The sequence below is a fragment of the Micromonospora cremea genome (assembly GCF_900143515.1).
GTDB lineage: Bacteria > Actinomycetota > Actinomycetes > Mycobacteriales > Micromonosporaceae > Micromonospora > Micromonospora cremea.
This window is the reverse complement of the sequence record NZ_FSQT01000002.1, coordinates 1,128,672-1,153,914: the sequence shown is the minus strand read 5'-3', so window position 1 is coordinate 1,153,914 and position 25,243 is coordinate 1,128,672. Positions and strand designations below refer to the sequence as shown.

23 protein-coding genes, 2 tRNA genes and 1 pseudogene are annotated in these 25,243 nt (G+C 73.0%); 16 read left to right on the top strand and 10 right to left on the bottom strand.

The window, feature by feature from the left end; translation table 11 throughout:
• Positions 1 to 77 precede the first annotated feature (77 nt).
• The 7 genes from BUS84_RS18645 (at position 78) to BUS84_RS18615 (ending at position 6,661) form a co-directional block, all read left to right on the top strand.
• Entirely contained in the window at positions 78 to 1,091 is a 1,014-nt protein-coding gene (locus BUS84_RS18645; RefSeq protein WP_208869693.1) for a YlbL family protein, read from the top strand.
• 97 nt (positions 1,092 to 1,188) lie between these two features.
• Complete coding sequence (locus tag BUS84_RS18640; RefSeq protein ID WP_074318921.1) at positions 1,189 to 4,185, top strand: UPF0182 family membrane protein; 2,997 nt, start codon at positions 1,189 to 1,191, stop codon at positions 4,183 to 4,185.
• Between the two features lie 183 nt (positions 4,186 to 4,368).
• Complete coding sequence (locus tag BUS84_RS18635) at positions 4,369 to 4,878, top strand: RNA polymerase sigma factor (RefSeq protein ID WP_074314246.1); 510 nt, start codon at positions 4,369 to 4,371, stop codon at positions 4,876 to 4,878.
• Entirely contained in the window at positions 4,868 to 5,791 is a 924-nt protein-coding gene (locus tag BUS84_RS18630; protein ID WP_074314245.1) for a hypothetical protein, read from the top strand. Before BUS84_RS18635 ends, BUS84_RS18630 begins: the two co-directional genes overlap by 11 nt.
• Before the next feature lie 84 nt (positions 5,792 to 5,875).
• Positions 5,876 to 5,949: transfer RNA gene (locus tag BUS84_RS18625), tRNA-Met, on the top strand.
• A 232-nt stretch (positions 5,950 to 6,181) separates the two neighbouring features.
• Positions 6,182 to 6,255: transfer RNA gene (locus BUS84_RS18620), tRNA-Met, on the top strand.
• A 154-nt stretch (positions 6,256 to 6,409) separates the two neighbouring features.
• A complete protein-coding gene (locus BUS84_RS18615) occupies positions 6,410 to 6,661 on the top strand; it encodes a hypothetical protein (RefSeq protein WP_074318920.1) in 252 nt (83 codons plus the stop codon).
• 26 nt (positions 6,662 to 6,687) lie between these two features.
• Here the strand turns inward: BUS84_RS18615 and BUS84_RS18610 are convergent, their stop codons facing one another.
• Complete coding sequence (locus tag BUS84_RS18610; RefSeq protein WP_084757520.1) at positions 6,688 to 8,019, bottom strand: ABC transporter substrate-binding protein; 1,332 nt, start codon at positions 8,017 to 8,019, stop codon at positions 6,688 to 6,690.
• Positions 8,020 to 8,169: 150 nt separating this feature from the next.
• Between BUS84_RS18610 and BUS84_RS18605 the strand changes: the two genes are divergently transcribed.
• Positions 8,170 to 9,003, top strand: coding sequence for a phosphoribosylaminoimidazolesuccinocarboxamide synthase (locus BUS84_RS18605; RefSeq protein ID WP_074314243.1), 834 nt, complete (start codon positions 8,170 to 8,172; stop codon positions 9,001 to 9,003).
• A 67-nt stretch (positions 9,004 to 9,070) separates the two neighbouring features.
• Here the strand turns inward: BUS84_RS18605 and glpK are convergent, their stop codons facing one another.
• The gene (gene glpK, locus BUS84_RS18600) at positions 9,071 to 10,555 is read right to left on the bottom strand and encodes a glycerol kinase GlpK (RefSeq protein WP_074318918.1); all 1,485 of its coding nucleotides are present in this window, start codon (positions 10,553 to 10,555) and stop codon (positions 9,071 to 9,073) included.
• Positions 10,556 to 10,657: 102 nt separating this feature from the next.
• Here glpK and BUS84_RS18595 point away from each other — a divergent pair, with 102 nt between their 5' ends.
• On the top strand, positions 10,658 to 11,596 hold the full coding sequence (locus BUS84_RS18595; protein ID WP_074314241.1) for a ribose-phosphate diphosphokinase: 939 nt from the start codon (positions 10,658 to 10,660) through the stop codon (positions 11,594 to 11,596).
• A 23-nt stretch (positions 11,597 to 11,619) separates the two neighbouring features.
• On the opposite strand, the gene BUS84_RS18590 is transcribed toward BUS84_RS18595, so the two are convergent.
• Positions 11,620 to 12,075 carry an ATP-binding protein gene (locus tag BUS84_RS18590; RefSeq protein WP_074314239.1) on the bottom strand — a complete coding sequence of 152 codons (456 nt, stop codon included), beginning with the start codon at positions 12,073 to 12,075 and terminating at the stop codon, positions 11,620 to 11,622.
• Between the two features lie 118 nt (positions 12,076 to 12,193).
• On the opposite strand from BUS84_RS18590, the gene macS reads away from it, so the two are divergent.
• Complete coding sequence (gene macS, locus BUS84_RS18585; protein ID WP_074314237.1) at positions 12,194 to 13,327, top strand: MacS family sensor histidine kinase; 1,134 nt, start codon at positions 12,194 to 12,196, stop codon at positions 13,325 to 13,327.
• Between the two features lie 14 nt (positions 13,328 to 13,341).
• Positions 13,342 to 13,995: a response regulator gene (locus BUS84_RS18580; protein ID WP_074318917.1), complete on the top strand. Its 654-nt coding sequence runs from the start codon at positions 13,342 to 13,344 to the stop codon at positions 13,993 to 13,995.
• A 6-nt stretch (positions 13,996 to 14,001) separates the two neighbouring features.
• Here the strand turns inward: BUS84_RS18580 and BUS84_RS18575 are convergent, their stop codons facing one another.
• From BUS84_RS18575 to BUS84_RS18565, 3 genes are all read right to left on the bottom strand, one after another.
• Positions 14,002 to 14,574: a DUF5709 domain-containing protein gene (locus BUS84_RS18575; RefSeq protein ID WP_074314235.1), complete on the bottom strand. Its 573-nt coding sequence runs from the start codon at positions 14,572 to 14,574 to the stop codon at positions 14,002 to 14,004.
• Between the two features lie 88 nt (positions 14,575 to 14,662).
• A complete protein-coding gene (locus tag BUS84_RS18570; protein ID WP_074314233.1) occupies positions 14,663 to 15,463 on the bottom strand; it encodes an ATP-binding protein in 801 nt (266 codons plus the stop codon).
• The gene (locus tag BUS84_RS18565; protein WP_074314231.1) at positions 15,463 to 16,461 is read right to left on the bottom strand and encodes an SDR family oxidoreductase; all 999 of its coding nucleotides are present in this window, start codon (positions 16,459 to 16,461) and stop codon (positions 15,463 to 15,465) included. Before BUS84_RS18565 ends, BUS84_RS18570 begins: the two co-directional genes overlap by 1 nt.
• Before the next feature lie 235 nt (positions 16,462 to 16,696).
• Here BUS84_RS18565 and BUS84_RS18560 point away from each other — a divergent pair, with 235 nt between their 5' ends.
• Positions 16,697 to 17,896, top strand: a complete 1,200-nt coding sequence (locus BUS84_RS18560; protein ID WP_074314229.1) for a glycosyltransferase — start codon at positions 16,697 to 16,699, stop codon at positions 17,894 to 17,896.
• Here BUS84_RS18560 and BUS84_RS18555 read toward each other — a convergent pair.
• From BUS84_RS18555 to aroA, 4 genes and pseudogenes are all read right to left on the bottom strand, one after another.
• Positions 17,854 to 18,783: pseudogene (locus tag BUS84_RS18555) on the bottom strand (hypothetical protein). The gene BUS84_RS18560 and the pseudogene BUS84_RS18555 sit on opposite strands and share 43 nt — an antisense overlap.
• Positions 18,784 to 18,842: 59 nt before the next feature.
• Entirely contained in the window at positions 18,843 to 19,661 is an 819-nt protein-coding gene (hisN, locus tag BUS84_RS18550) for a histidinol-phosphatase (protein WP_074314225.1), read from the bottom strand.
• Between the two features lie 28 nt (positions 19,662 to 19,689).
• Positions 19,690 to 20,700 carry a ribosome small subunit-dependent GTPase A gene (gene rsgA, locus BUS84_RS18545; RefSeq protein ID WP_074314223.1) on the bottom strand — a complete coding sequence of 337 codons (1,011 nt, stop codon included), beginning with the start codon at positions 20,698 to 20,700 and terminating at the stop codon, positions 19,690 to 19,692.
• A 120-nt stretch (positions 20,701 to 20,820) separates the two neighbouring features.
• Complete coding sequence (aroA, locus tag BUS84_RS18540) at positions 20,821 to 22,122, bottom strand: 3-phosphoshikimate 1-carboxyvinyltransferase (protein WP_074314222.1); 1,302 nt, start codon at positions 22,120 to 22,122, stop codon at positions 20,821 to 20,823.
• Positions 22,123 to 22,223: 101 nt separating this feature from the next.
• On the opposite strand from aroA, the gene BUS84_RS18535 reads away from it, so the two are divergent.
• The 4 genes from BUS84_RS18535 (at position 22,224) to BUS84_RS18520 (ending at position 25,243) form a co-directional block, all read left to right on the top strand.
• Positions 22,224 to 22,934: an SOS response-associated peptidase gene (locus BUS84_RS18535; protein WP_074314220.1), complete on the top strand. Its 711-nt coding sequence runs from the start codon at positions 22,224 to 22,226 to the stop codon at positions 22,932 to 22,934.
• 195 nt (positions 22,935 to 23,129) lie between these two features.
• Entirely contained in the window at positions 23,130 to 23,522 is a 393-nt protein-coding gene (locus BUS84_RS18530) for a WhiB family transcriptional regulator (protein WP_074314218.1), read from the top strand.
• Between the two features lie 53 nt (positions 23,523 to 23,575).
• Positions 23,576 to 24,193, top strand: a complete 618-nt coding sequence (locus tag BUS84_RS18525) for an alpha/beta hydrolase family protein (RefSeq protein WP_074318916.1) — start codon at positions 23,576 to 23,578, stop codon at positions 24,191 to 24,193.
• A gap of 222 nt (positions 24,194 to 24,415) precedes the next feature.
• Positions 24,416 to 25,243, top strand: a complete 828-nt coding sequence (locus tag BUS84_RS18520) for a sigma-70 family RNA polymerase sigma factor (protein ID WP_074314216.1) — start codon at positions 24,416 to 24,418, stop codon at positions 25,241 to 25,243.

Below are 25,243 nucleotides of genomic sequence, written 5' to 3'. Positions count from 1 at the left end.
TGCTGGCGTTGCGCTGAGGGCGAAGTCGCGTGGCGCATCCGGCAGCCGGGCCCCGAGCGGTCGGTACGCTCTGCCGCATGAGACGTCGTGGCCTGACGGTCCTGCTCGGTGCCCTGTTCACCGCCCTGCTGAGCATCGGGGTGCTCCGGGTGCCGATCCCGTACGTGGTGCTCGGCCCGGGCCCGACCGTCAACACCCTCGGCACCGCCGACGGCAAGGAGGTCATCCAGGTCTCCGGGCGGCAGACGTCCACCTCCGCCGGCCAGCTCCGGCTGACCACGGTGGGCGTGCAGCCCACGGTGCGGCTGCGAGGGGCGATCGCCGGTTGGTTCTCCGACGACGAGGCGGTGGTGCCCCGCGAGCTGGTGTACCCGCCGGGGGAGTCGACGGAGCAGGTCGAGCAGCGCAACGCCGAGGACTTCAAGGTGTCGCAGACCAGCGCCGAGACCGCCGCGCTTCGCGAACTCGGCTTCCCGGTGCAGGTGGTGATCAAGACGGTGGCCGCGGACGGCCCGTCCGCCGGGGTGCTCAAGGTCGGTGACGTGGTCACCTCGGTCGACGGTCAGCCGGTGCCGGTGGCCTCGAAGGTCACCGAGCTGGTCCGGGCCAAGCCGGCCGGCACGGCCCTGACCATCGGCTACACCCGCGACGGCGCGCCGGCCACCGCGACGGTGACCAGTCAGGAGCAGGACGGCCGGCCACGGATCGGCGTCGAGATCGACCAGCAGCAGCCGCACCCGTTCACGCTCGGCATCGACCTGGAGGACATCGGCGGACCGAGTGCCGGCCTGATGTTCGCCCTGGGCATCGTGGACAAGCTGACGCCGGCCGATCTCACCGGCGGGCAGGTCATCGCCGGCACCGGCACCATCGACGACGAGGGCAACGTCGGCCCGATCGGCGGGATCGCCCAGAAACTGGTCGGTGCGAAGCGTGCCGGGGCCAAGGTCTTCCTCGTGCCGGCGGACAACTGCGCCGAGGCGGTCCGCAACCCGCAGCCCGATCTGCCGCTGCTGCGGGTGGGCTCGTTGGACGAGGGGCTGACCGCGCTGGAGACGCTGCGGGCGGGGGGACAACCGACCCGCTGCTGACGCGCGTGACCGTGCCCCGCCGCGTTCAGGAACACCCCGTACTCTGGGTGCCTGGTCGGAGCCGATCACATTCGAGCGTGCGGAGCCAACAGTGGTCATGCGTAGCAGCAGCCCCCTACCGAGGATGAGCCGGCGCGGACGCGTCACCATCGCGGTCCTGGTCGGGGTGTTCGTGCTCTTCACCCTGCTCGGCTGGGGTGTCCAGGCGTGGACGGACTGGCTCTGGTTCGACGAGGTCCGCTACACCGAGGTCTTCACCGGCGTACTGGTCACCCGGCTGCTGCTCTTCGTCGCCGTCGGCCTCGGCATGGCCGTCATCGTCGGCGGCAACCTGTGGCTGGCCCACCGGCTGCGCCCGCGGATGCGTCCGCACTCGGTCGAGCAGGCGACCCTGGAGCGCTACCGGATGGCGCTCAGCCCGCGCCTCGGCACCTGGATCGCGCTGACCGCCGCCGTGGTCGGGCTCTTCGCCGGCCTCTCCGCGCAGAGCCGGTGGAACCAGTGGCTGCTCTTCCGTAACGGCGGCGACTTCGGAATCAAGGACCCGGAGTTCGGGGTCGACATCGGCTTCTACGTCTTCCAGCTGCCGTTCTGGCGCTACCTGCTCGGGGTCGCGTTCACCGCGGTGGTGCTGGCCGTGATCGGCGCGCTGGCGGTGCACTACCTCTTCGGCGGGGTCCGCCTCCAGGGCGTCGGGGACCGGATGAGCAACGCGGCCCGCGCCCACCTGAGCAGCCTCGTCGCGGTCTTCGTGCTGCTCAAGTCGGTCGCGTACGTGCTGGACCGGCGGGCGATGCTGCTGGAGTACAACGAGGGCGCCAAGCTGTACGGCGCCGGCTACGCCGACGTCAACGCGCTGCTGCCGGCGAAGGAGATCCTGGCCTACATCTCGATCGTCGTGGCGATCGCGATCATCGTGTTCTCCAACGCGTGGATGCGGAACCTGGTCTGGCCGGGCATCTCGCTCGCCCTGCTCGGCGTGTCCGCGGTGGCCATCGGCGGCATCTACCCCTGGGCGGTGCAGACCTTCGAGGTCAAGCCGAGCGCCAAGGACAAGGAGGCGCCGTACATCCAGCGCAGCATCGACGCGACCCGGGCGGCTTTCGGGTTGGCGGCCACCGAGACGACCCCGTACGCGGCGAGCAACCTCACCCCGCCGGCCAACCTGGCCACCGACACCTCGGTGGTGTCGAACGTGCGGCTGCTCGACCCGCAGCTGGTCAGCGAGACCTACACCCAGCTCCAGCAGGTGCGCGGTTTCTACGACTTCGGCCCCAAGCTGGACATCGACCGGTACGGGGTGAACGGCAAGGTCTCCGACTACGTGGTCGGCGTACGGGAGATCAACTACGGCGAGCTGACCGACCAGCAGAACACCTGGATCAACCGGCACACCGTCTACACCCACGGGTACGGGCTGGTGGCCGCCCCGGCGAACCAGGTGGTCTGCGGCGGGCAGCCGTTCTTCGTCTCCGGCTTCCTCGGCGAGAAGACCCAGGAGGCCTGCTCCTCGCAGACCGAGCAGATCCCGGCCAAGCAGCCGCGTATCTACTACGGCGAGCGGATGGCCCCCGACGACTACGCGATCGTCGGCCAGGCCGACCCGGACAAGAAGGCCGAGTTCGACCGGCCGGTCGGTGACGGTGGCGGCGAGTCCTACACCTACACCGGTGAGGGCGGCGTCGAGATCGGCTCGTTCACCCGGCGGCTGCTGTACGCCATCAAAGAGCAGGAGTCGAACTTCCTGCTCTCCGAGGCGGTCAACAAGGACTCCAAGCTGCTCTACGTGCGCAACCCGCGGGACCGGGTGGAGAAGGTCGCGCCGTTCCTCACCCTGGACGGCGACCCGTACCCGGCGGTGGTCGACGGTCGGGTGCAGTGGATCGTCGACGGCTACACCACGGCGGCGACCTACCCGTACGCGGAGCGGGTCAACCTCCAGACCGAGACCACCGACGAGCTGACCAACCGGGGCACCTTCCAGCTGGCCCGGGAGAACGTCAACTACATGCGCAACTCGGTGAAGGCCACCGTCGACGCGTACGACGGCACCGTGAAGCTCTACGAGTACGACGACACCGACCCGGTGCTCAAGGCGTGGAACAAGGCGTTCGGCGGTGACCTGGTGCTGCCGAAGAAGGACATCCCGGTCGAGCTGACCGAGCACCTGCGCTACCCGGCGGACATGTTCAAGGTGCAGCGCAACTTGCTCACCAAGTTCCACGTGACCAACCCGGGCGACTTCTACTCGGCACAGGACTTCTGGCAGGTGCCCAACGTGCCGGACGCGCCGGACAGCGGCCAGAAGCAGCCCCCGTACTACCTGTTCACCCAGTTCCCGGGGCAGGAGAGCCCGCGGTTCCAGCTCACCTCCGCGGTCACCCCGAACGGCCGGCAGAACCTCGCCGCGCTGATCTCCGGGTCGTACGTCGAAGGGAAGCCCCGGCTGGAGGTGCTGGAGCTGCCGGACCAGACCCGGATCTCCGGTCCGGTGCAGGTGCACCAGCAGATGACCAACAACGCCAACATCCGCCAGCAGCTCAACCTGCTCTCCAGCAACCAGGCGCAGGTGCAGTACGGCAACCTGCTCTCGTTGCCGTTCGCCGACGGCATGCTCTACGTCGAGCCGGTCTATGTGAAGAGCAACCAGCAGGACGCGTACCCGCTGCTGCAGAAGGTGCTGCTCTCGTACGGCGACGGCGGGTCCTTCGTGGCGCTCGCCGACAACATCAACGACGGCATCAAGCAACTGGTCGAGCAGGGCAAGAAGGCCGGGCAGGGTGCACCGCCACCCCCGAACACCGGGGGCAACCCGCCGCCGCCGACCACCGGCGACGGCACCCCGCCGCTGACCGGCGAGCTGGCCGCCGCGGCGGACCGGGTGCAGACCGCCATCACCGAGGTCCGGGCCGCCCAGACCTCCGGCGACTTCGAGCGGTACGGCCGTGCGCTCAAGGCGCTGGACGAGGCGCTCACCGCCTTCCAGCAGGCTCAGCAGACGGCCAACCCGCCCACTGCGCCCAGCGGCAGCCCGTCGCCCAGCGGCAGCGCGCCGGCGCCGACCGCAAGCCCGACCGCTACCGCGGGCGGCTGACCCGACGCTCTCGGGGAATACCTCTCGGAGCCCTCGTCGTCGGACCGCACCTGGTCCTGACGTCGGGGGCTCCGCCGTGTCCGTCTGTCGCCTCCCCGACACACTGCGATCGGCTGGCCCGCAACCTGCGGCACCGGTCCGCCGTCCTCTCTGCAACGGGGTGCGGACGAGGGGAATCCACCGATGAGGGACGCACAGAGTTTCGACGAGTTGTATCGCGGCACCGCCCGGCGGCTGTTGCGGTACGGCTACGCAGTCACGGGCGACCACACCGAGGCGCAGGATCTGGTGCAGGAGGCGTTCGCCCGGGCCTGGCGTCAGTGGGGACGGTTGTCGGCGCATCCGGCGCCGGAGGCGTGGCTGCGGCTGGTGGTGGCCCGGCTCGCCACGGACCGCTGGCGGCGCCTGCAGCGCTGGCGGGCGGCGCTGAGCCGCACCGGACCGCCGCCGGACGCCCCGGCGCCGAGCGAGGACGGCGTCCTGTTGGTTCGCGCCCTCCGCCAGCTGCCGGCCGCCCAGCGGCAGGCGCTGGCCCTGCACTATCTCTTCGACATGTCGGTCGAGGAGATCGCCCGGGAGACCGACGTGCCGGTCGGCACCGTGAAGTCCTGGCTGTCCCGCGGCCGGTCCCGGCTGGCCGCGCTGCTGCCCGACCTCTCCACCGTGAAGCTGGAGGCGAACGATGTCAGCTGAACTCTCCGACCTCTACCGGTCGCTCAGCGCCGCTGCCGACGACCAGGAGCTCGCCCACCCCGAGCTGGTTCGGCGGCGCGCCGACCGGCGGGCCCACGTCCGGGTCGCCGGCACCGCGCTCGCGGTGGCGGTGCTGCTCGGCGGGGTGGCCGTCGGTGGCCGGCTGGCGTTGTCGGCGGACGGGGCCACACCGCTGCCACCGCCCGCCGACACCCCCGGCCCGGTGCCGACCGGGTCGACTCCACCCCCGTCCCTTTCTCCGTCGCCACCGTCTCCACCGCCATCGCGCAGCACGCCGAGCGGTACGCCGCCGGCACCCACGACGGGCGCGGCGACTCCCCGGCCGCCAACCTCGATCCCGGACCGCGCCTTCTTCGTCCTGGCGGCCTCGAACCAGACCGGCCAGGAATCGCGGATCGAGGGGCCGGCGCTGCCGGTGCTCTGCGCGGCCCGCTATCCCAGCGAGTCCGCCGTGGTGCAGCGCCGCGGCCGGTACCTGGCCTACAAGCGGCCGGAAACCCCGAAGGGGTACGTGCCGGACGGCAGCTACCGGCACACCATCACCATCTACCGCACGGGCCGCGCCGACGACGCCCTGCGGGAGCTGCGGCAGGCCGTCCGCGACTGCCCCAGGCAGGAGCTGCCGGACGACGGCGAGAGGACCTGGCGGCAGCGGCTGCTGGACCCGGGGAGGTACGGGGACGAGTCGGTGCTGTTCGAGATGCGAGCCCCGTTCCTGGACGTCAACGGCAAACCGTCCGGTGAGGAGGTCCGGTTGGTCCGGGCGGTCCGGATCAACGACGTGGTGACGGTGCTCTGGGAACAGGGCTGGGAGGGCACCTCCGCCGAACGCGGCCAGGTCGACGCCGACACCCGGCGGGCGGTGGCGGCGATCGAGGACTGGCTCGACTGACGGCGGCCCCGGCGGGCGAGTCGGTGGCGGGATGTGGGTCGCTTTGCGGTGCCCCCGGTCGGTGCGCTACGGTTATCGAGCCGACGCGGGGTGGAGCAGCTCGGTAGCTCGCTGGGCTCATAACCCAGAGGTCGCAGGTTCAAATCCTGTCCCCGCTACGAGAGACACACCAGATCGACAGCCCGTTTCCGGTTCGCCGGAGGCGGGCTGTCGACGTTGTGGGGCACGTGCCGGCAGCGGGGCTGGTGGTCATGGCGACGTGCGCCCCGTGCGCGCTGGGTGGCGCGCCTCGCGGGCCGGCACCGGAGACCCCGACACCCACCTGCGCGCGAGGGGATGACGACCCCGCCGATCATCGCCCGGGCGGATGGGTTAGGGTTAACCAGTCGACGCGGGGTGGAGCAGCTCGGTAGCTCGCTGGGCTCATAACCCAGAGGTCGCAGGTTCAAATCCTGTCCCCGCTACAACTGAAAGTGCACGTCGAAGCCCGGCTCCCAGATCATGGGGCCGGGCTTTCTGATTCCCTGCCGTCCGCCGGCCGACGTCCGCCTGATCTCGGTTCCATGATTCGGCGTGGACCAACGTGCCGAGGTTGCGCCCTTCGGCGAGGATGAGGACATGTCTTCATTCGGCAAGTGGTGGGGCCGGCTCAGCGCGGTCCTTGGTGCGGTCGTGCTGGCGGTGTTCGTGCCCGTCGCGGCCTGGGCGTCCACGGGCACCGGCGAACTGGTGGTGGAGGCCGCCCGGCGGCGGCGTGGCGGCGGCGGCTTCGGTTTCCTCGGCCTGCTCTGCTGCCTGGTGGTGGTGGCGGTCATCGTCTTCCTGGTGCTGCGGCTGATGCGCAACCGCCGGGGCGGCCCGCCGCGCTGACCAGGGCGCTGCCGCGGCGACGGTGGTCACGCCGCCAGGGCCGCGTTGGCCTGGGCGATGAAACGGGAGGTGGCCGCGCGGGTGCCGGCGCGCCCGGAGCGGATGCTCTCCGCGGCGGCGACGAGCAGGGTACGCACCTTGGCGTGCCCCTTCGGTGGTGGCGCCGGCGCGGGCCCGAGCTGTTCGGCGATGCTGGCGCTGAACGCGGCGGCCCGTTGCTGAGCCGGGTCGGTGATGCTGCCCTCGGCGTAGCGGCGGACGGGGATGCTGGCGTTGAGGCCCCGCTCGTGGCCGAGGACGGTGCCCGCCTCGCCGTTCGTGGTCAGAAAGTTGATGACGTCGACGACGGTGTCCGGATGGCGGGTGCCGCGGAATCCCGCCCAGTACATCGACGCCCGCGCCCACTGCGCACCCGACGGGCCCGGAAAGCCGACCACACCCAGCTCTGCCTCGGTAAGCCGCTGCAACTCCGGTAGCTGATGGGACCAGGCGAAGGACGCGGCGGTCAACCCGCTGACCACCAGTTGCCGGGCAGGCTCCCCGCTGTCGGCCTGCTCGACCAGTGCCGCGCCCGGCGTGGCCCGCCCGCCCCGGGCGCGCTGCCACAGCTCGAACCAGCCGATCAGCTCCTCCGCGCCGAAGCCGAGCTGGCGCCCCCGGTAGAACTCGCCGCCCTGCGCGCGCAGCCAGAGCCAGAGCGCGCGGTAGTCGCCGGACGGGTCCATGGTGCCGGCCACCCGGCCGTCGCTGGCCTCGGTGACCTGCTCCGCCCAGGCGATGTAGTCCGCCCAGGACATCCCGCCGCGTGGCTCCGGCACCCGCAGCTCCCGCAGCAGGTCCCGGTTGAAGACCACCGCCGCGAGGGTCTGCCCACCGGCCACCGCCATCGTCCGCCCGTCCACGGTGCCGTAGCGGATCAGGCTCTCCGGCAGGCCGCGCAGGTCCAACCGGTGGTCGGCGACCCGCTCGCTGAGGTCGAGGACGATCTGGCGTTGGGCGTACTCGGTCAGCACGGCGTCGTCGAGCTGGATCAGGTCCGGCACGTTGCCGCCGGCCGCCTGGGTGGCCAGCCGGTCGTAGTAGCCGTCGGCGCCCTGCCAGGTGACGCGGAAGGTGACCCGGGGGTTGCGCTCCGAGTAGAGCCGCAGCACCTTCTCGGTCAGCTCGGCCCGCTTGGTCCCGCCCCACCAGAAGACCGACAGCTCGACCGGCCCCTCGTCGGTCGATGCGGCGGGGCCGTCGCTGCATCCGGCCAGCCCGCCGGCGGCCAGCAGGGGAGCACCGAGCAGCGCGCCCAGCACTCGGCGCCGGCCGGGGTCGGCACCGAGGCGGTCGATCGAGGGTCGAACAGCGGGCACGGGGTCTCCTGGCACCTGCGGGCGGCGGCGGTCGGACCATTCACGCAGGCGGCGCGGGAAGGTGTCAACGTCCGTCCGGGCACCCTGCCCTCGACGGCGGAGCGGGTGGTCGAAGCGGGCCCCCCGGTGCCGCGTGGTGTACTAGGGCGCGTGGAACTTCTGCACTCGGGCAAGGTCCGGGACGTCTACGCCGACGGCGACGACCTGATCCTGGTCGCCTCGGACCGCATCTCGATCTACGACGTCGCGCTGCCGACGCCGATTCCGGACAAGGGTCGCCTGCTCACCGCGCTCTCACTGTGGTGGTTCGAGCAGCTCGGCGACCTGGTGCCGAATCACGTCATCTCGGCCACCGACGTGCCGGCCGAGTTCGCCGGGCGTGCGATCCGCTGCCAGCGGCTGGACATGGTCCCGGTCGAGTGCGTCGCCCGCGGCTACCTCACCGGCGGCGGCCTGCGGGAGTACGAGCGCACCGGCGCGGTCTCCGGCGTGCCGCTGCCCCGGGGGCTCGGCGAGGCGTCGATCCTGCCCGAGCCGATCTTCACGCCGTCGAGCAAGGCGCCAATGGGTGAGCACGACGAGCCGATCACGTTCGCCGACGTGGTGGACAAGGTGGGCCAGGCCACCGCCGAGCGGCTGCGGCAGATCACCATCGACATCTACCGGCACGGGGCGGAACTGGCCGCCGACCGGGGCATCCTGGTCGCCGACACCAAGATCGAGCTGGGCTGGGCGCCGGATGGCACCCTGGTCCTCGCCGACGAGCTGCTCACCTCCGACTCGTCCCGGTTCTGGCCGGCCGAGTCGTACCAGCCGGGGCGGGTGCAGTTCTCCTACGACAAGCAGTACGTGCGGGACTGGGCCACCGGCAGCGGCTGGGACAAGCAGGGCCCGGCGCCGGACATGCCGGCCGAGGTGGTCGAGGCGACCCGGGCCCGCTACGTCGAGGTCTACGAGAAGCTCACCGGCAACCGCTGGAGCTGAGCCGGGGGAGGCGCCCCAGCACCGGTCTCGCTGGGCCGCCCAGCCAGGGACTGGTCACCGGCACGGCTCACTCCACCCAGTCGAGGGTGCGCCGCACGGCCTTGCGCCAGCTGTGCAGCTCCCGATCGCGCAGCTCGGGGGCCATGGCCGGCTCCCACTGCGCGTCCGAGCGCCACTGCTCGCGCAGGGTGGTCAGGTCCGGCCAGAAGCCGACCGCGAGACCGGCCGCGTACGCGGCGCCGAGGCAGGTGGTCTCGGTGATCCGGGAGCGGACCACCGGCACGTCGAGCACGTCGGCGAGGAACTGCATGAGCAGCTGGTTCGCGGTCATCCCGCCGTCCACCCGGAGCCGGCGCAGCGCCACGTCGGAGTCGGCGTTCATCGCGTCCACCACCTCGCGGGTCTGCCACGCCGACGCCTCCAGCACCGCCCGCGCCAGGTGCCCCTTGGTGATGTAGCCGGTCAGGCCGGCGATCACACCGCGTGCGTCGCTGCGCCAGTGCGGCGCGAAGAGCCCGGAGAACGCCGGCACCACGTAGCAGCCACCGTTGTCGTCGACGGTGCGGGCAAGCTCCTCCACCTCTGCGGCGGTCGAGATCAACCCGAGGTTGTCCCGGAGCCACTGCACCAGCGACCCGGTCACCGCGATCGCGCCCTCCAGCGCGTACGCCGCCGGCTGGCCGTCGATCCGGTAGGCGACCGTGGTGAGCAGGCCGTGCGTCGACGGGACCGGGCTGGCCCCGGTGTTGAGCAGCAGGAAGCTACCGGTGCCGTAGGTGCACTTCGCCTCGCCCGGCTGGAAACAGGTCTGGCCGAACAGGGCAGCCTGCTGGTCGCCGAGCGCGCTGGCCACCGGCACTCCGGCCAACACACCGGTGGCGGTGCCGTACACCTCGGCGGAGCTGCGGATCTCCGGCAGCATGGCCGCCGGCACGCCCATCGCGTCCAGCAGCTCCGGGGCCCAGGCCAGGGTGGCGAGGTCCATCAGCATCGTCCGGCTGGCGTTGGTCACGTCCGTGACGTGCTCGCCGGTGAGTTTCCAGATCAGCCAGCTGTCCATGGTGCCGAAGAGCACCTCGCCGCGCTCGGCGCGCTCGCGCAGGCCGTCCACCTCGTCGAGCAGCCAGCGCAGCTTCGGCCCGGCGAAGTAGGTGGCCAGCGGCAGGCCAGCGCGGGTCCGGAACCACTCCTCGCCGTACGCCGCCGCCAGCTCGCGCAGCAGCGGCCCGGTCCGGGTGTCCTGCCAGACCACCGCGTTGGCCACCGGGCGGCCGGTGGCCCGGTCCCAGACCACGGTCGTCTCCCGCTGGTTCGTGATGCCGACCGCGGCCAGCCCGGCCGTGTCGGTGCCGGCCGCCCGTAACGCCTCCTGGACCACCTGCTGGACGTTGTTCCAGATCTCCTCGGCGTCGTGTTCCACCCAGCCCGGTCGGGGAAAGATCTGCCGGTGCTCGCGCTGGGCCACGGCGACGATCTCCCCGGCCCGGTCGAAGACGATGCACCGCGAGGAGGTGGTGCCCTGATCGATGGCGGCGACGTACTGGGGGGTCACGGCAGCACCGTACCCGGAGCCGCCGCGCGGTGCGACCGGCGTCACGGTCGGTCGCGGCCCGCAGCCGTCCGGCGCCGACCGCTTCGCCTACGATGTGCGAACGTGCGTGACATCGCCGTTTTCAGTGGAACCGCCCATCCCGACCTCGCCGCCGAGATCTGCGCCCACCTGGGGGTGCCGCTGCATCCGGTGCGGGTCTCCCGGTTCGCCAACGACTGCCTGGAAGTGCAACTGCAGGCCAACTGCCGGGAGCGGGACGTCTTCCTGATCCAGCCGCTGGTGCCGCCGGTGCAGGAGCACCTGGTCGAGTTGCTGCTGATGATCGACGCCGCCCGGGGCGCGTCCGCTGGCCGGATCACGGTGGTGCTGGCGCACTACGCGTACGCCCGCTCGGACAAGAAGGACGCGCCGCGGATCTCGATCGGCGCCCGGCTCGTCGCCGACCTGCTCACCTCGGCCGGGGCCGACCGGGTGCTCGCGATGACCCTGCACTCGCCCCAGGTGCACGGCTTCTTCAGCGTCCCCGTGGACCACCTGCACGCGCTGCGCGAGCTGGCCACCCACTTCCGGCGCTACGACCTCGGCAACACCGTGGTCGTCTCGCCCGACCTGGGTAACGCCAAGGAGGCCGCCGCCTTCGCCCGGCTGCTCGGCACGCCGGTCGCGGCGGGGGCGAAGCAGCGGTTCAGCGACGACCTGGTCAAGATCAGTGCGGTGATCGGCGAGGTGACCGACAAGGACGTCATCGTGCTGGACGACGAGATCGCCAAGGGCAGCACGGTCGTCGAGTTGATGGAGCACCTGCGTGGCCTGAAGGTCCGCTCGATCCGGCTGGCCTGCACGCACGGCCTCTTCTCCGGCGACGCGCTTCAGCGACTCAGCGACCAGGACGGCGTACTGGAGATCGTCTGTACCAACACGGTGCCCATCCCGACCGCCAAGCGGGTCCCCAAACTGCAGGTCCTCTCGGTGGCACCGGCCCTGGCCGAGGCGATGCGGCGGATCCACAACGGCGAATCCGTCTCCGCGCTCTTCGCCTGAATCCGCCACCGAGGGGGCGGGGGTCAGTGCGAGGTGTGGTCGCGGATGGTGAGGACCGAGGTGATGCGGACGGTGGTGCCGGCGGTGCCGGTGATGACCTCCATGGCGTCGGTCAGCTCGCGGGCCAGCCAGAGGCCCCAGCCGCCGGCGGTGTCCGGGGCCGGCCGGCGGCGATCGCCCAGCCGCTGCGCGCTGATTCCGTGCCCGTGGTCGGCAACCTCGCAGACCAGCATCCCCGGCTCCTGCCAGAGCCGCAGCCATCCTCGCCCGCCGCCGTGCCGCACGGCGTTGGTGATCAGCTCGTTGACCGCCAGCACGAAGTCGTCCAGCCGCTGGCCGACCAGCCCGGAGGCGGTCGCGCAGGAGGTGACCGAGTGCCGGATCTCGGTCACCTGGGCCTGGTCGAAGGCCGCGGCGATGAGGAGCGCAGGTTCGATGGGCACAACCGTACGCGGTGCGTGCGGATCTGCATTCGTCATGGCCCTGTCCCGGCGGCGGATCTCGGAGAATTTCGCGGCTTTTCCACCGTACGTCAGGGTTTCTCGAACCGCACTCGCTGCCGGCCGCCCGGCTTCCGACTGTGGCATCCTGACCGCCATGCCGTCACCGTCGGGTGGATTCGAGGTGCCGCTGTGGCGGGCGCTCGCGGTGTTCCGGTTCGCGTCCCTGGCGTACGTCTGCGTGCTCGCGGTGCGCGACGCCGACCGGTACGCCCACCCGTTCGCCGTCGCGGCCCTGGTCCTGGTGATGATCGCCTGGACGGTGGCGACCGCGATCGGCTACGCCCGCCCGGCCTGGCGGCGCTGGCCGCTGCTGCTGGCCGACCTCGGGGTTGTGATGGCCATCGTGCTGGCCACCCCGTGGGTCGTCGGCCGGGCGGCGCTCGCCGCCGGCGTGCCCACCATGGGGGTCGCCTGGATGGCGGGCCCGGTCCTGGCCTGGGCCGTATCCGGCGGCCGGCGTCGGGGCACCGTGGCCGCGCTGCTGGTCGCCGGCGCGGACCTGGCCACCCGGGAGCGGATCGGCCAGTCCTCGTTCACCGGGGTGATCCTGATGCTGCTCGCCGGGCTGGTGGTCGGGCACGTGGCCCGGCTCGCGGCGACCGCCGAGGAACGGCTGCAACGCGCGGTGGAGCTGGAGGCGGCCACCCGGGAGCGGGAGCGGCTGGCCCGGGGCATCCACGACTCGGTTCTCCAGGTGCTGGCGCTGGTGCAGCGGCGCGGCGCCGACCTGCCCGGCGAGGCGGGCGAGCTGGCCCGGCTGGCCGGCGAGCAGGAGGCCGCGCTGCGCGCACTGATCGCCGGCACCGCCCCGGCCGGCGCCACCGCCCCGGACGCGGCCGGCACGGTGGATCTTCGGATGCTGCTCGGCCGGTACGCCTCACCGGCGGTGTCGCTCTCCGCGCCGGCCACCCCGGTGCCGCTGCCCAGGCGGGTGGCTGGGGAACTGGCCGCCGCGACCGGCGCGGCGCTGGACAACGTGGGACGGCACGCCGCCGGGCGGGCCTGGGTGCTGATCGAGGACGAGGGGGCGACCGTGACCGTGTCGATCCGTGACGAGGGGCCGGGCATCCCGGACGGCCGACTGGCGGAGGCTGCCGCCCAGGGGCGGCTCGGCGTGACCCAGTCGATCCGGGGCCGGATGGCGGACCTGGGCGGAACCGTCCGGATCGTGTCGGCCCCCGAGGCCGGCACCGAGATCGAGCTGACCGTGCCGAGGGCGGAACCGTGACCCCGGTGCGGGTGATGGTGGTCGACGACCATCCGATGTGGCGGGAGGGAGTGGCCCGAGACCTGACCGAGGCCGGTTTCCTGGTGGTGGCCACCAGCGGCGAGGGGCGGCAGGCGATCCGGGTGGCCCCCGCCGCCCGTCCGGACGTGGTCGTCCTCGACCTGCAACTACCGGATGTCTCCGGCGTCGAGGTGGTCGTCGGGCTGCGTGCGGCGCTGCCCGACGTGCGGGTGCTGATGCTCAGCGCCAGCGGCGAGCAGCAGAGCGTGCTGGACGCGGTCAAGGCGGGGGCCACCGGGTACCTGGTGAAGTCGACCGCGCCGGCCGAGTTCCTCGATGCGGTGCGCCGCACGGCGGCCGGCGATCCGGTGTTCACCCCCGGCCTGGCCGGGCTGGTCCTCGGCGAGTACCGCCGGCTGGCCGCCGGGCCGGGGTCGGACGCCGGGTCGACCAGCGGCGCGGAACCCGGGGCGCCGCGCCTCACCGACCGGGAGACGGAGGTGCTGCGCCTGGTGGCCAAGGGGTTGTCCTACAAGCAGATCGCGCAGCGGCTCGGGCTGTCGCACCGCACGGTGCAGAACCACGTGCAGAACACCCTGGGCAAGCTGCAACTGCACAACCGGGTCGAGCTGACCCGGTACGCCATCGAGCGTGGCCTGGACGACTGACCCCGGTCAGACCGAGCGCGGCGGCTCCGTCTCGTGGATGGCCAGCTCCTCGGCGGTCGCCCCACCGCCGGCCGAACCGGCGTCGTACGCCACGGAGTCGGTCTCCTGGTCGGTGTGCGCCCCCTCGTCCGGTTCCACCAGCCGACCCACCGTGGCGTCGGCCACCGTGCCGAGCCGGCCGTGGTCGTAGAGGGAGACCGGCGACTTCGGGTCCGAGGTCGGACCGGGGTCCATCACGTCGGCGTCCAGCTGGGCCTCCGCCGCGGCCGCCTCGTTGTCCGCCTCGAAAGCGATCTTCGGGTCGACCGGGCCGGCCAGCGGGTCGTCCACCGGGCGTTCGAAGCTCTCCCGCTGGAGCTTGTAGTCCAACGACTCACCGTCGAGCTGTTCCTCGGCGGTGGTCCCGAACCGGTCCACCGCCACCGGGGTCCGGTCGCCGGGCAGCTGGGCCGGCTCAGGGCCGTCCGCCTCGCGCCCGGTCAGCACGTCGTCCTTGGCGGTCGAGTCGTCGTCGGCGGTGTCGGGCAGCCCCTCCGCCTCGGTGTCGGATACGGGGGTCGGGTACTCGTTGTCGCGCATGTCTGATCACTACCCGCTGCCCTGCCGCCATAACCGGCGGGCGGCGGCCGTGTGCCGGTGAGCCGGACATCAGGGCGGGAACGGCCCGTCAGACGAGGGGGGCGCTTTCGTCCTCGGGGTGCAGCACGCACCAGACGACCTTGCCGTCCGGTACCGGGCTGCTGCCCCAGCGGCGGGCCACCATGTCGATCAGCAGCAGGCCGCGCCCGCCGGCCCGGGTCGGCGGTGCCACCCCGGCGAACGCGGGGCGGAGGGGGGAGTGGTCGCGAACCGCCACGCGCAGGGTGCCGGCCTGGGGAGCCAGCCGGATGGTCATCGGAGTCCGGGCGTGCGCCACCACGTTGTTGACCATCTCGGTGATCGCGATGCTCGCCGGTTCGGCCAGCGTCCGCACGTCCCAGTGCTGGCAGCCGGTGGTGACCAGCTCGCGGGCCTGCCGGGCGGCGCCAACGGTCGGGGCCAGCTCGGCGGTGAGGACCGCCGCCAGCGGCGCCGCGGCCAGCGCGCCGTCCAGGGTGGGCCAGGCCGGGACGCCGGCCAGTGCGGCGTCCGCACCGCCGGACGCGGAGACCGACGGGTCGCAGAGCAGCACGTCCGCCGCGGGCCAGTCGGCGACCTCCCGGCGGATCTCGGCGAAGACCCCCTGCCCGACCTGGTCGGCGACCCGCAACCCGCTCACGTCGGCCACCACCGGGCCGGGTCGGTCGCAGAGTACTGCCAGCAGCGCGGCCCGGACCGTGTCGGCGCCCGCAGCGTCGAGCACTCCGGTCAGCCGGACCACCCCGGACGACTCGTCGATCTCCACCAGACAACGCACGTCGGTCGGCATGATCGCCCCATTGTGCTCCCGGGTGACGAAGGTCGCATCCGGGCGGCCGATGAACGTCATCAGCGGGCCAGCCGGGACCGGCGGGTGATCGCCGCCATCGTGCCGACCGCGGTGCCGGCGGCGGCGAGGCCGAACGCGGCGGTCATTCGTACCAACTGCCGCCGCCGACCGTGCCAGCCGCCGTTCCGGCGGCCCTCCGCATCGGCGTGGAACACGCTGCCGCTGCTGTCCACCCGCGCGCCGGGGCCGAACTGGGTCCGGTGGGCGTACCAGCCGAGGGTGCGCTCCACCAGCGCCGGTGCCAGCCGCCACTGCAGGCCGAGCAGCCGGGCGGCGCCGCCGGCGTACGCCTCGCGGCGTGGCCGGCGCAGCAGCCGGACGATGGTCTCGGCGACCAACTCCGGCGGGTAGACCGGCGGTGGTGGCAGCAGCTCGCGGCCGCTGTGGTTCGCCGCGTGCCGGAAGAACGGGGTGTCCATGGTTGCCGGCAGCACGGTGCAGATGGAGATCTGCCCCCGGCCGGTGACCCGCAGTTCCTGCCGGACGGTGTCGGCCAGCCCTCGGATGCCGTGCTTGGTGGCGTTGTACGCCGACTGGTACGGCATCGCCACCTCGGCCAGCACCGAAGCATTGTTGACCAGCACCCCTCCGCCGGCCGCGCCGAGGTGCGGCAGCGCGGCCTTGATGCCGTGCACCGTGCCGAGCAGGTTCACCTCCACCACCCGGCGGAACTCGGCGACCGGGATCTCGTCGAACAGCCCCACGACGCCCACCGCGGCGTTGTTCACCCACGCGTCGATCCGCCCGAACTCGGCCGCCGCCCGGTCGGCCAGCTGCTGCACCGACTCCAGATCGGTCACGTCGGTCGGCACGGCCAGCGCCCGGCCGCCCAGTTGCCGGCAGTGTTGTGCGACCTGCCGCAGCGCTGGCTCACTGCGGGCGGCCAGCACGACGGCGGCGCCCCGACGGGCCAGCGCGTACGCGGTGGCCGTGCCGATCCCGCTGGAGGCGCCGGTGATCACCACGGTCGAATCGTCGAGACTGCGGGTCAGCGGCATTCCTGAGCGGTACCCCCGGTGAGGCCTGGTCATACCACCGGCCGGTTGTCGATCATCGCGGAATCGCCGCGGGACAGGGCCGCGCCGGGGCTCTCGTGATTGCCGTGGCGCAAGTGTCGGTGGCACCTGCGGTGACTGTTCCCGATCTGCCAGGTTTCGGCTCCCGGTCACCCGGTTAATGGGACGCTCTGACCGGGAGGACCACTGCCGAGGAAAGATCGCAGGGAGGTGACCCATGCGCGTCGGCCTCGTCTGCGCGCACACCAGCTCGTACCGGCACGCCGACGGCCCGCCGGTCGGCACTCGACAGCACATCGCACGGGTCGCCGCCGAGCTGACCTGCCGAGGCCACGACGTCCGGCTCTACGAGCGCCGGGACGATCCGGGGCTGCCGGTGACGGCGGACGTCGACGGCTACCAGGTGCATCGGGTGCCAGCCGGCCCGCCCACGCCGCTGCCCACCGCCGAGCTGATCCCACACGTGACGGAGTTCGGCCGTTGGCTGACCGACGAGTGGGGCGGCGCCTGGCGGCCCGAGGTGGTGCACGGGCACTACTGGATCGGCGGCCTGGCCGCCGCGCACGCGGTCCGGGAGACCGACATCCCGGTGGTGCAGACCTTCCACTCGCTCGGCGTCGAGCAGTTGCGCCACCTGGGCGGCCGATACGACGGGCCGGGGGAGCGGATCCCGCTGGAACGCGCGCTGACCCGGGCGGTGGACATCGCGGTCGCCCAGTCCAACGACGAGGTGGACGAGCTGACCCGGATGGGCCTGCAACGCAGCTCGGTGGCGATGGTGCCGGCGGGGGTGGACACCGAGCAGTTCCACCCCGACGGTGAGGCGGCGCCCCGCGAGCAGCGGGCGCGGATCCTCTCCGTCGGCGGGCTCTCCCCGGGCCACGGCCAGGAGGACCTGATCCGGGCGATGCGCCTGGTCGGCGACGCCGAGCTGGTGATCGCCGGCGGGCCGCTGGTCGACCAGTTGGCCAGCCACACGGAGGCGCGCCGGCTGCGCGAGCTGGCCGAACAGGTCGGGGTGGCCGACCAGGTACGGCTCGTCGGTGCGGTGCCGCACGACCAGATGGCCACCTGGTACCGGTCGGCGGACGTGGTGGCCTGCACGCCGCACTACTCGTCGGCCGGGCGGGTCTCGCTCGAGGCGATGGCCTGCGGGGTGCCGGTGGTCGGCTACGCGATGGGCGGTCTGGCGGATGCCGTCGTCGACGAGGTCACCGGAAGGCTGGTGCCGCCCGGCGACGTGCGGGCACTCGGGGTCTCCCTGCGCCGGCTGCTCGCCGACAACGCCGGGCGGTTCGCGTACGGCCACGCCGCGGTGGACCGGGTCCGCAGCAGCTACACGTGGGAACGGACCGCCGGCGCGCTGGAGCGCCTCTACGAGCGGGTGGTGAGCCGCCGCAAACCGGTCGAAGCCTGAGCGGGGCGCCGCGCGGCGGCGCCGGGTGCTGGTTAGCCGGGCTGACCGACGCCCACCATGGCTCGGTCGCGGCGGCGCGCCTTCGCGTGGTGGTGCTGCGGCTCCGCGTACCGCGTCAGCCCGATCACCGAGGCGAGGGTGACCAGGAAGCCGACCGCGGCCAGCCACTCCCGACCCGGCCAGATCTTGTCGTTGAGCAGCAGGAGGCCGACGATCGCCGCCGGCACCGCCCCGGCGGCGTCCATCGCGGCGACCGCGGCGGTGGTGGAGCCGCGCTGCATCGCCAGGCCGAGCAGCAGCTGACCGACGATCGAGTGGACGATGAGCAGGTAGAGCAGCGGGTCGGCGAGGAACGCCTCGGCGGACGGCGCCGAGGCCAGTGGCCGGGCCGCCACCGCGGCCGAGGAGAACGCCAGCCCGGCCAGCGAGCCGAGGGCCACCGAACCGGGCGCCCCGTGCAACCGGACGGCGAAGAAGCCGAGCACCGCGATCACGCCGAGCGCCGCCAGCAGGGCGACCGAGCCGGCGGTGCCGAGCTGCCGGGACGGCGCCGGCCGGGCGGCCAGCACCAGCGCGGTGATCCCGCCGAAGAGCAGGGCCAGCAGCGCCACCTCGGCCACCGGTAACCGCCACTTCAACACCAGCACACCGAGGATGGCGGTCACCCCGAGCCCGGCGGCCACGCTGGCCTGGACCAGGAACAGCGGCAGGTCACGTCGGGCCAGGAAGGCGAGCACGAAGCCGCCGATCTGGCAGCTCAGCCCCACCAGATACGTCCGGTGCCCGGCCAGCCGCAGCAGCAGGCCCGGATCGAAGGTGTGGTGCACCGTGGTGCGGGCCGCGGCCACCGACTGAAGCAGGTTGGCGACGCCGTACGCGACGATCATCGCCGCGAGGAAGCACCAGCCGGAGGAGACCACCTGGCGAGGATAGAGGCTGCCGAGGGTCAGCGCTCGGCTGGTCGATCGAGCCGGGCGAGGATGTCGGCGTGCAGCACACCGTTGGTGGCCACCAGGCTGCTCTCGGTGCCCGGCTCGCCGGCCGGAGCCGGTCGACCGGCCAGATCCGTGACCGTGCCACCCGCCTCCGTGATGATGGGAACCAGCGCCGCCATGTCCCACAGCGACAGCTCCGGCTCGACCATCACGTCCAGTGCGCCCTCGGCCAACAGCATGTAGCCGTAGAAGTCGCCGTACGCGCGGCTGCGCCAACTGGTGCGCATCAGGTCGAGCATTGCGTCGAGCCGCCCGGCGCGCTCCCATCCCGTCAGGGACGAGTAGCAGAAGCTGGCGTCGGCGAGCCGCCGCACGGCGGAGACCCCGATCCGCTCGCCGGCGGCGGGGCCCGGCCCGGCGTACGCGCCGGCGCCGAGGCTCGCCCACCAGCGTCGGCCCAGCGCCGGGGCGGACACCAAGCCGACCACCGGCCGGTCCGCGTCGAAGAGCGCGATCAGGGTGGCCCAGACCGGCACCCCGCGCACGAAGTTCTTGGTGCCGTCGATCGGGTCGACGATCCACCGCCGGCCGTCCGGGGCACTGGCCGGCCGGTCGCCGTACTCCTCGCCGAGCAGCCCGTCGACCGGACGGTGCTCGGCCAGCAGCGCCCGGATCTCCCGCTCCACGGCCGTGTCCGCGTCGGAGACCGGGGTCAGGTCGGGCTTCGCCTCGACCCGCAGGTCGAGCGCGCGGAACCGGGCCGTGGCGATGGCGTCGGCCCGGTCGGCGAGCAGGTGGGCGAGGTCGAGGTCATCGGCGTACCCGGTCATGCCGGCAACCTAGCCGACGCCCGGCGGCTCACTCGTCCGGGCCGCGCCGGTCGCCCTCGCCGGGACCGCGCTGGTCGGTCTCGCCGCGCTGGTCGCCCTCGCCCGCCCGGGAGGCGAGCAACCGGCGGTACGAGGCCAGCCGGCGCGGGTCGGCCCTGCCGGCGGCCACCCAGGCGTCCAGCCCGCAGTCGGCCGCGTCGGACGTGTGCGGACAGTTGGGTGGGCAGTTGACGGTCCCCTCGACCAGGTCGGGAAAGCCGTGCAGCAGGCTGTCGGCGGAGACGTGGGCCAGCCCGAAGCTGCGGATCCCCGGGGTGTCGATGATCCAGCCCGGGTCGGTCTCGATGCCGGATATCGCTGGCAGCCGCAGCGCCACCGCGCTGGTGGAGGTGTGCCGGCCACGACCGATCGCGCTGACCACGCCGACCGCCCGCGCGGCGGCCGGGACGAGGCGGTTGACCAGCGTCGACTTGCCCACCCCGGAGTGCCCGACCAGCACCGACACCCGGCCGGCGAGCAGCGCGCGCAGAGCGCCCAGGTCGGAGTCGGGGCGGTTGAGCACGTACGGCAGCTCCAGCTCGGTGTAGTAACCCAGCACCTCCTCCGGGCCGGCCAGATCGGCCTTGGTGAGGCAGAGCAGGGGCTCGACGTCGGCGTCGTACGCGGCCACCAGGCAGCGGTCGATGAACCCGGTGCGTGGCGGCGGGTCGGCCAGCGCGCTGACGATCACCATCTGGTCGGCGTTGGCCACCACCACCCGCTCCAGCCGGCCCTCGGCGGTGGTCTCGTCGTCGTCGGCGGTGCGGCGCAGCACCGAGCGGCGCTCGGTGATCCGGACGATGCGGGCGAGAGCGCCCTCCGCGCCGGAGGTGTCCCCGACGAGACCGACCCGGTCGCCCACCACTACCGACTTACGACCCAGCTCACGGGCCCGCATCGCGGTGACCATGGGCAGCTCGGCCGCGGCGACGCCGTGCTCGGCCCCGGCCAGCACACAGGTGTAGCGCCCCCGGTCGACGGCGATGACGAAGCCGTCCACCGCGTCGGCGTGCTGGGGCCGGGTACGCGTACGTGGACGCGAGGACTTCCCGGGCCGGACCCGTACGTCGTCCTCGTCGTACTCCCGCCGTCTGGTCGCCAGGACCCGTCCTCCGTCGCGTCAGCTCTTGCCGGTCACCATCGCTGACCATAGTGCCGGGAACTCGGGCATGGTCTTGGAGGTACAGCCGACGTCGTCGACCTCGATGCCCGGCACGGCCAGCCCGGCCACCGCGGCGGCGTGTGCCATCCGGTGGTCGTGGTAGGTGTGGAACACGCCCCCGCGCAGCGGCCGGGGCCGGATCTCCAGCCCGTCCGGCGCCTCGGTGACGTCGGCGCCGAGCGCGGCGAACTCCCGCGCCAGCGCGGTCAGCCGGTCGGTCTCGTGGCCGCGGATGTGCCCGATGCCGGTGAAGACCGACGGCGAGTCGGCCAGCATGGCCAGCGCGGTCAGCGCCGGGGTCAGCTCGCTCACGTCGGAGAGGTCGGCGGTCAGGCCGTGCACCACGCCCGAGCCCCGGACGGTCAGCCCGGTGGTGGAGAGGGTGACCTCGCCGCCCATCCGGTGCAGCAGTGAGCGCAGCTGCTCGACCGGCTGCGCGCTGCTGCGCGGCCAGCCCTGGAGGGTGACCTCGCCGCCGGTGACCAGCGCGGCGGCGAAGAACGGCACCGCGCCGGAGAGGTCCGGCTCGATCTCCCAACCGCGACCGGTGAGCGGGCCGGGCTCGACGGTCCACACGTCGGGGGTGGTGTCGTCGACGGCCGCGCCGGCGGCGCGCAGCATCTGCACCGTCATCCGCAGGTGCGGCGCGGACGGCACCGGCGGGCCGACGTGCCGCACCACGACACCCCGGTCGAAGCGCGGGGCGGCCAGCAGCAGCCCGGAGACCAGTTGGCTGGAGGCGGAGGCGTCGATCACCACCTCACCGCCGCTGATCCGACCGGCGCCGAGCACGGTCAGCGGCAGGCTGCCCGAGCCGGTGACGTCGATCCGGACGCCCAGCGAGCGCAGCGCGCCGATCAGTGGGCCGAGTGGCCGGGTGCGGGCGTGCGGGTCGCCGTCGAAGGTGATCCGGCCGTCGGCCAGCCCCGCCACCGGTGGCACGAATCGCATCACCGTGCCGGCCAGCCCCACGTCCACGTGCGCCGGGCCGACCAGCGGGTGCGGCCGGACCAGCCAGCGCTCGTCGTCGCCGATCGACACGTGCGCGCCCATCGCCCGGAGGCCGGCAGCCATCAGCTCGGTGTCCCGGGCGCGCAGCGGCCCGGCCAGTGTCGACGGGCCGGCGGCCAGCGCGCTGAGCACCAGGGCGCGCGCGGTCATCGACTTGGACCCGGGCAGGCGCAGCGTGGCCGCCACCGGGTCGGAGGCGGTCGGTGCGGTCCACGGCTGAGGCGGCCGGGTCGCGGTCAGGTTCCCCACGGTTACATTCTGCCGTGTCGGCCGGTGGGCGGCGGCGACCGGCGGTCCTACTCCCGGTTGGCGGGACAGCCGGCGGGTCGTCGACGGGTTAGCGTGTGCCCATGTGCGGCAGGTACGCGACGACCCGGAGCTCCGGCGAGCTGAGCGCGCTGTTCGAGTCGTCCGACGACACCGACGGCCAGATCCGGCCGGACCACAACGTCGCGCCGACCGACCCGGTGCCACTGGTCCGGGTCACCCCCGAGGGGCACCGCAGCCTCTGTGTCGGCCGCTGGGGCCTCCTGCCGCACTGGTCGCGGTCGGTCGCCGGCGCGGCTCGCATGATCAACGCGCGGGCGGAGACGGTCGCCACCAGCCGGGCGTACGCCGGCGCGTTCGCCCGTCGCCGCTGCCTGGTCCCGGCCAACGGCTGGTACGAGTGGGTCCGGCAGCCCGACGGCGGACGGCAGGCGTACTTCATGACCCCCACCGACGGCTCGGTGCTGGCTCTGGCCGGAATCTGGTCGCTCTGGGAGTCCGGGGCCGACACCCGGCTCACCTTCAGCGTGCTGACCACTGCGGCGCTCGGCGAGCTGGCCGAGGTGCACGACCGGATGCCGGTGCTGCTGTCGCCCGAGCGGTGGTCGTCGTGGCTGGCACCGACCGGGGAGCCGGGCCGGCTGCTCGCCCCGCCAGCGGCCGACCAACTGGCCGGGTTGGAGATCCGTCCGGTGGGGCCGGCAGTGGGTGATGTCCGCAACGACGGGCCGCAGTTGATCGCCCGGGTGCCGCTGGCACCGACGGTGGCACCGCAGGAGCTGACCCTGTTCTGACGCCTATGCGCATCGTCGGGCGCCGATTTGCCGGGGTTGCGCGTGTTCGTCGCCTGGCCGTTCAGTCATCTTCCCGGCAGGCCCTTGTCTCGACGTGCGGAAGTGCGATAGAACACAGCGCCGGTAGTGGGTGTCGATTCGCACGGGGCGGACGACATCCACCGATCTTGCCGGTCCCACGGGGGAGGTGGGTGGATGACACGGGCGCGTATGCCCCGCCCGCACGAGGTGGCCGCGGCGCGGCGAGATCCGCGACTGCTGCGGGCCCTGCGGGAACGTCGAGAAGATGACGCGTGGCGCACCAGAGGGACATGCCAGAGCGTTGATCCGGAGACCTTCTTTCCGGCACCGAACGAGCCGGCGGACGCCGCCGTCGCGCTGTGCCGCAGCTGCGACGTCCAAGGGTCCTGCCTGGCCTGGGCGCTGGAGGTGGGTGACTGCCACGGCGTCTGGGGCGCCACGACGCCCCGCGAGCGGCGGGCGATGCTGGTGGCCTGGCGCGGCCAGGTCGAACCGGATCCGGACGCCGTGGACGAGGCCGGCCCGCCGGTGCGGGACCGTCTGCTCACCCTGGTTCCGCTGAGCTGACCCCTGGCCCGGTCCCGCCCCGGGTGCGGGACGGGGCAGCGCAGAATGGGTCGGTGCTGCCCAGCGACGAGATCGATACCCCGCGCGGTCCGGCCCGGATCGACACCGACCTGCCGGTCGGGCCGGCCGCCGCCCTGCTCGTGCTCGGGCACGGTGCGGGCGGCAGCGTGGACGCGCCCGACCTGCTCGCGGTGCGCGACGCGGCCGTCGCGGCCGGTCTGGCGGTGGTGCGGGTGACCCAGCCCTACCGGGTCGCCGGCCGCCGTGCGCCGGCTCCCGCCGGGCACCTCGACGAGGCCTGGACGGCGGTGCTCGGCGGGTTGCGCGACCGGCAGCCCGACGTCCCGACACTGCTGGTCGGCGGTCGCTCCAGCGGCGCCCGGGTGGCCTGCCGGACGGCCCGCGCGGTGGGCGCCGCCGGCGTGCTCGCGCTGGCCTTTCCGCTGCACCCGCCCGGGCGGCCGGAGCGCTCCCGGGCCGCCGAGCTGGACACCGGGCTGCCGACGCTGGTGGTCAACGGCGACCGGGACCCGTTCGGGGTGCCGGAGCCGGGGCCGGCCGTGCGTGTGGTGACCCGGCCGGGGGAGACGCACGACCTGCGCAGGGATCCGGCCGGCACGGCAGCCGTGGTGCTGGACTGGCTGCGCGCCCAGGGCTGGGCGGCCGGCTGATCCGGCGACCCGGGCGAACCGTGTCCGGTGCCGGGCGCGGGTCGTTGCATCCGATGGTGCCGCCTACCGGATTCGGACAGGCGAGACCAAATCCTCCCAGGCCCTTCCTGGTCCCAGCGCCGGCCGTCGTCGGGGCCGGGACCAGGAACGGGAGGGCCGGAATGCCCCACCCGTCTCGACGCGTTACTACCCGCGGACGACTTTTCTGCGAGGGGGTGGCCGGTGCCGACCGAAACACGGAGCCGGGAACGGGACGAGCGGGAAGCCCGGCAGCTGAAGCAGCTGCTGGATGGCCCGGACTGGCCCGCGACGGCGGGACCGGGCGGGGCGGGTGTGGTGAGCACGGGCACACCGACCGGAAGTGAATCTGTGGGCAGGTCCGTGCGCGTATCCTCGGCGGGAAAGCATCCGACGCGAGGGGATGTGCGGTTGACCACCGAGAAGACGGACGAGCGCAGGGCCCGCTTCGAGCGGGACGCGATGCCATTCGTCGATCAGCTCTACGCTGCTGGGCTACGGATGACGCGTAACCCGGCGGATGCCGAGGATCTGGTCCAGGAGACGTACCTGAAGGCGTACGCCGCCTTCCACCAGTTCGAGCAGGGCACCAACCTGAAGGCCTGGCTCTACCGGATCCTGACCAACACCTACATCAACTCCTACCGCAAGCGGCAGCGCCAGCCGATCCAGGCGCCGACCGAGGAGATCACCGACTGGCAGCTCGCCGAGGCCGAGTCGCACACCTCCAGTGGGCTGCGCTCGGCGGAGACCGAGGCTCTGGACCGCCTGCCGGACAGCGACGTCAAGGAGGCCCTCCAGCAGTTGCCGGAGGAGTTCCGGCTCGCCGTCTACCTCACCGACGTCGAGGGCTTCTCCTACAAGGAGGTCGCCGACATCATGGGCACGCCGATCGGCACCGTGATGTCGCGTCTGCACCGGGGCCGTCGTAATCTGCGCAAACTGCTCGAGCAGTACGCCGGGGAGCGTGGCTTCAGTGCGGCCCGCTCCTCGAAGGGCTCGACCGCTGCCGCTGCCGGCCGGGAGGTGTGA

Coding starts and splice junctions, on each gene's coding strand:
- hisN (WP_074314225.1), bottom strand. CDS start 19,661: ATGACCGGGTACGCCGATGACCTCGACCTCGCCCACCTGCTCGCCGAC.
- BUS84_RS18560 (WP_074314229.1), top strand. CDS start 16,697: ATGCGCGTCGGCCTCGTCTGCGCGCACACCAGCTCGTACCGGCACGCC.
- BUS84_RS18635 (WP_074314246.1), top strand. CDS start 4,369: ATGAGGGACGCACAGAGTTTCGACGAGTTGTATCGCGGCACCGCCCGG.
- BUS84_RS18535 (WP_074314220.1), top strand. CDS start 22,224: ATGTGCGGCAGGTACGCGACGACCCGGAGCTCCGGCGAGCTGAGCGCG.
- BUS84_RS18590 (WP_074314239.1), bottom strand. CDS start 12,075: ATGACGAATGCAGATCCGCACGCACCGCGTACGGTTGTGCCCATCGAA.
- BUS84_RS18570 (WP_074314233.1), bottom strand. CDS start 15,463: ATGACGTTCATCGGCCGCCCGGATGCGACCTTCGTCACCCGGGAGCAC.
- BUS84_RS18640 (WP_074318921.1), top strand. CDS start 1,189: ATGCGTAGCAGCAGCCCCCTACCGAGGATGAGCCGGCGCGGACGCGTC.
- BUS84_RS18565 (WP_074314231.1), bottom strand. CDS start 16,461: ATGCCGCTGACCCGCAGTCTCGACGATTCGACCGTGGTGATCACCGGC.
- BUS84_RS18580 (WP_074318917.1), top strand. CDS start 13,342: ATGGTGGTCGACGACCATCCGATGTGGCGGGAGGGAGTGGCCCGAGAC.
- BUS84_RS18530 (WP_074314218.1), top strand. CDS start 23,130: ATGACACGGGCGCGTATGCCCCGCCCGCACGAGGTGGCCGCGGCGCGG.
- BUS84_RS18645 (WP_208869693.1), top strand. CDS start 78: ATGAGACGTCGTGGCCTGACGGTCCTGCTCGGTGCCCTGTTCACCGCC.
- BUS84_RS18615 (WP_074318920.1), top strand. CDS start 6,410: ATGTCTTCATTCGGCAAGTGGTGGGGCCGGCTCAGCGCGGTCCTTGGT.
- BUS84_RS18630 (WP_074314245.1), top strand. CDS start 4,868: ATGTCAGCTGAACTCTCCGACCTCTACCGGTCGCTCAGCGCCGCTGCC.
- macS (WP_074314237.1), top strand. CDS start 12,194: ATGCCGTCACCGTCGGGTGGATTCGAGGTGCCGCTGTGGCGGGCGCTC.
- BUS84_RS18575 (WP_074314235.1), bottom strand. CDS start 14,574: ATGCGCGACAACGAGTACCCGACCCCCGTATCCGACACCGAGGCGGAG.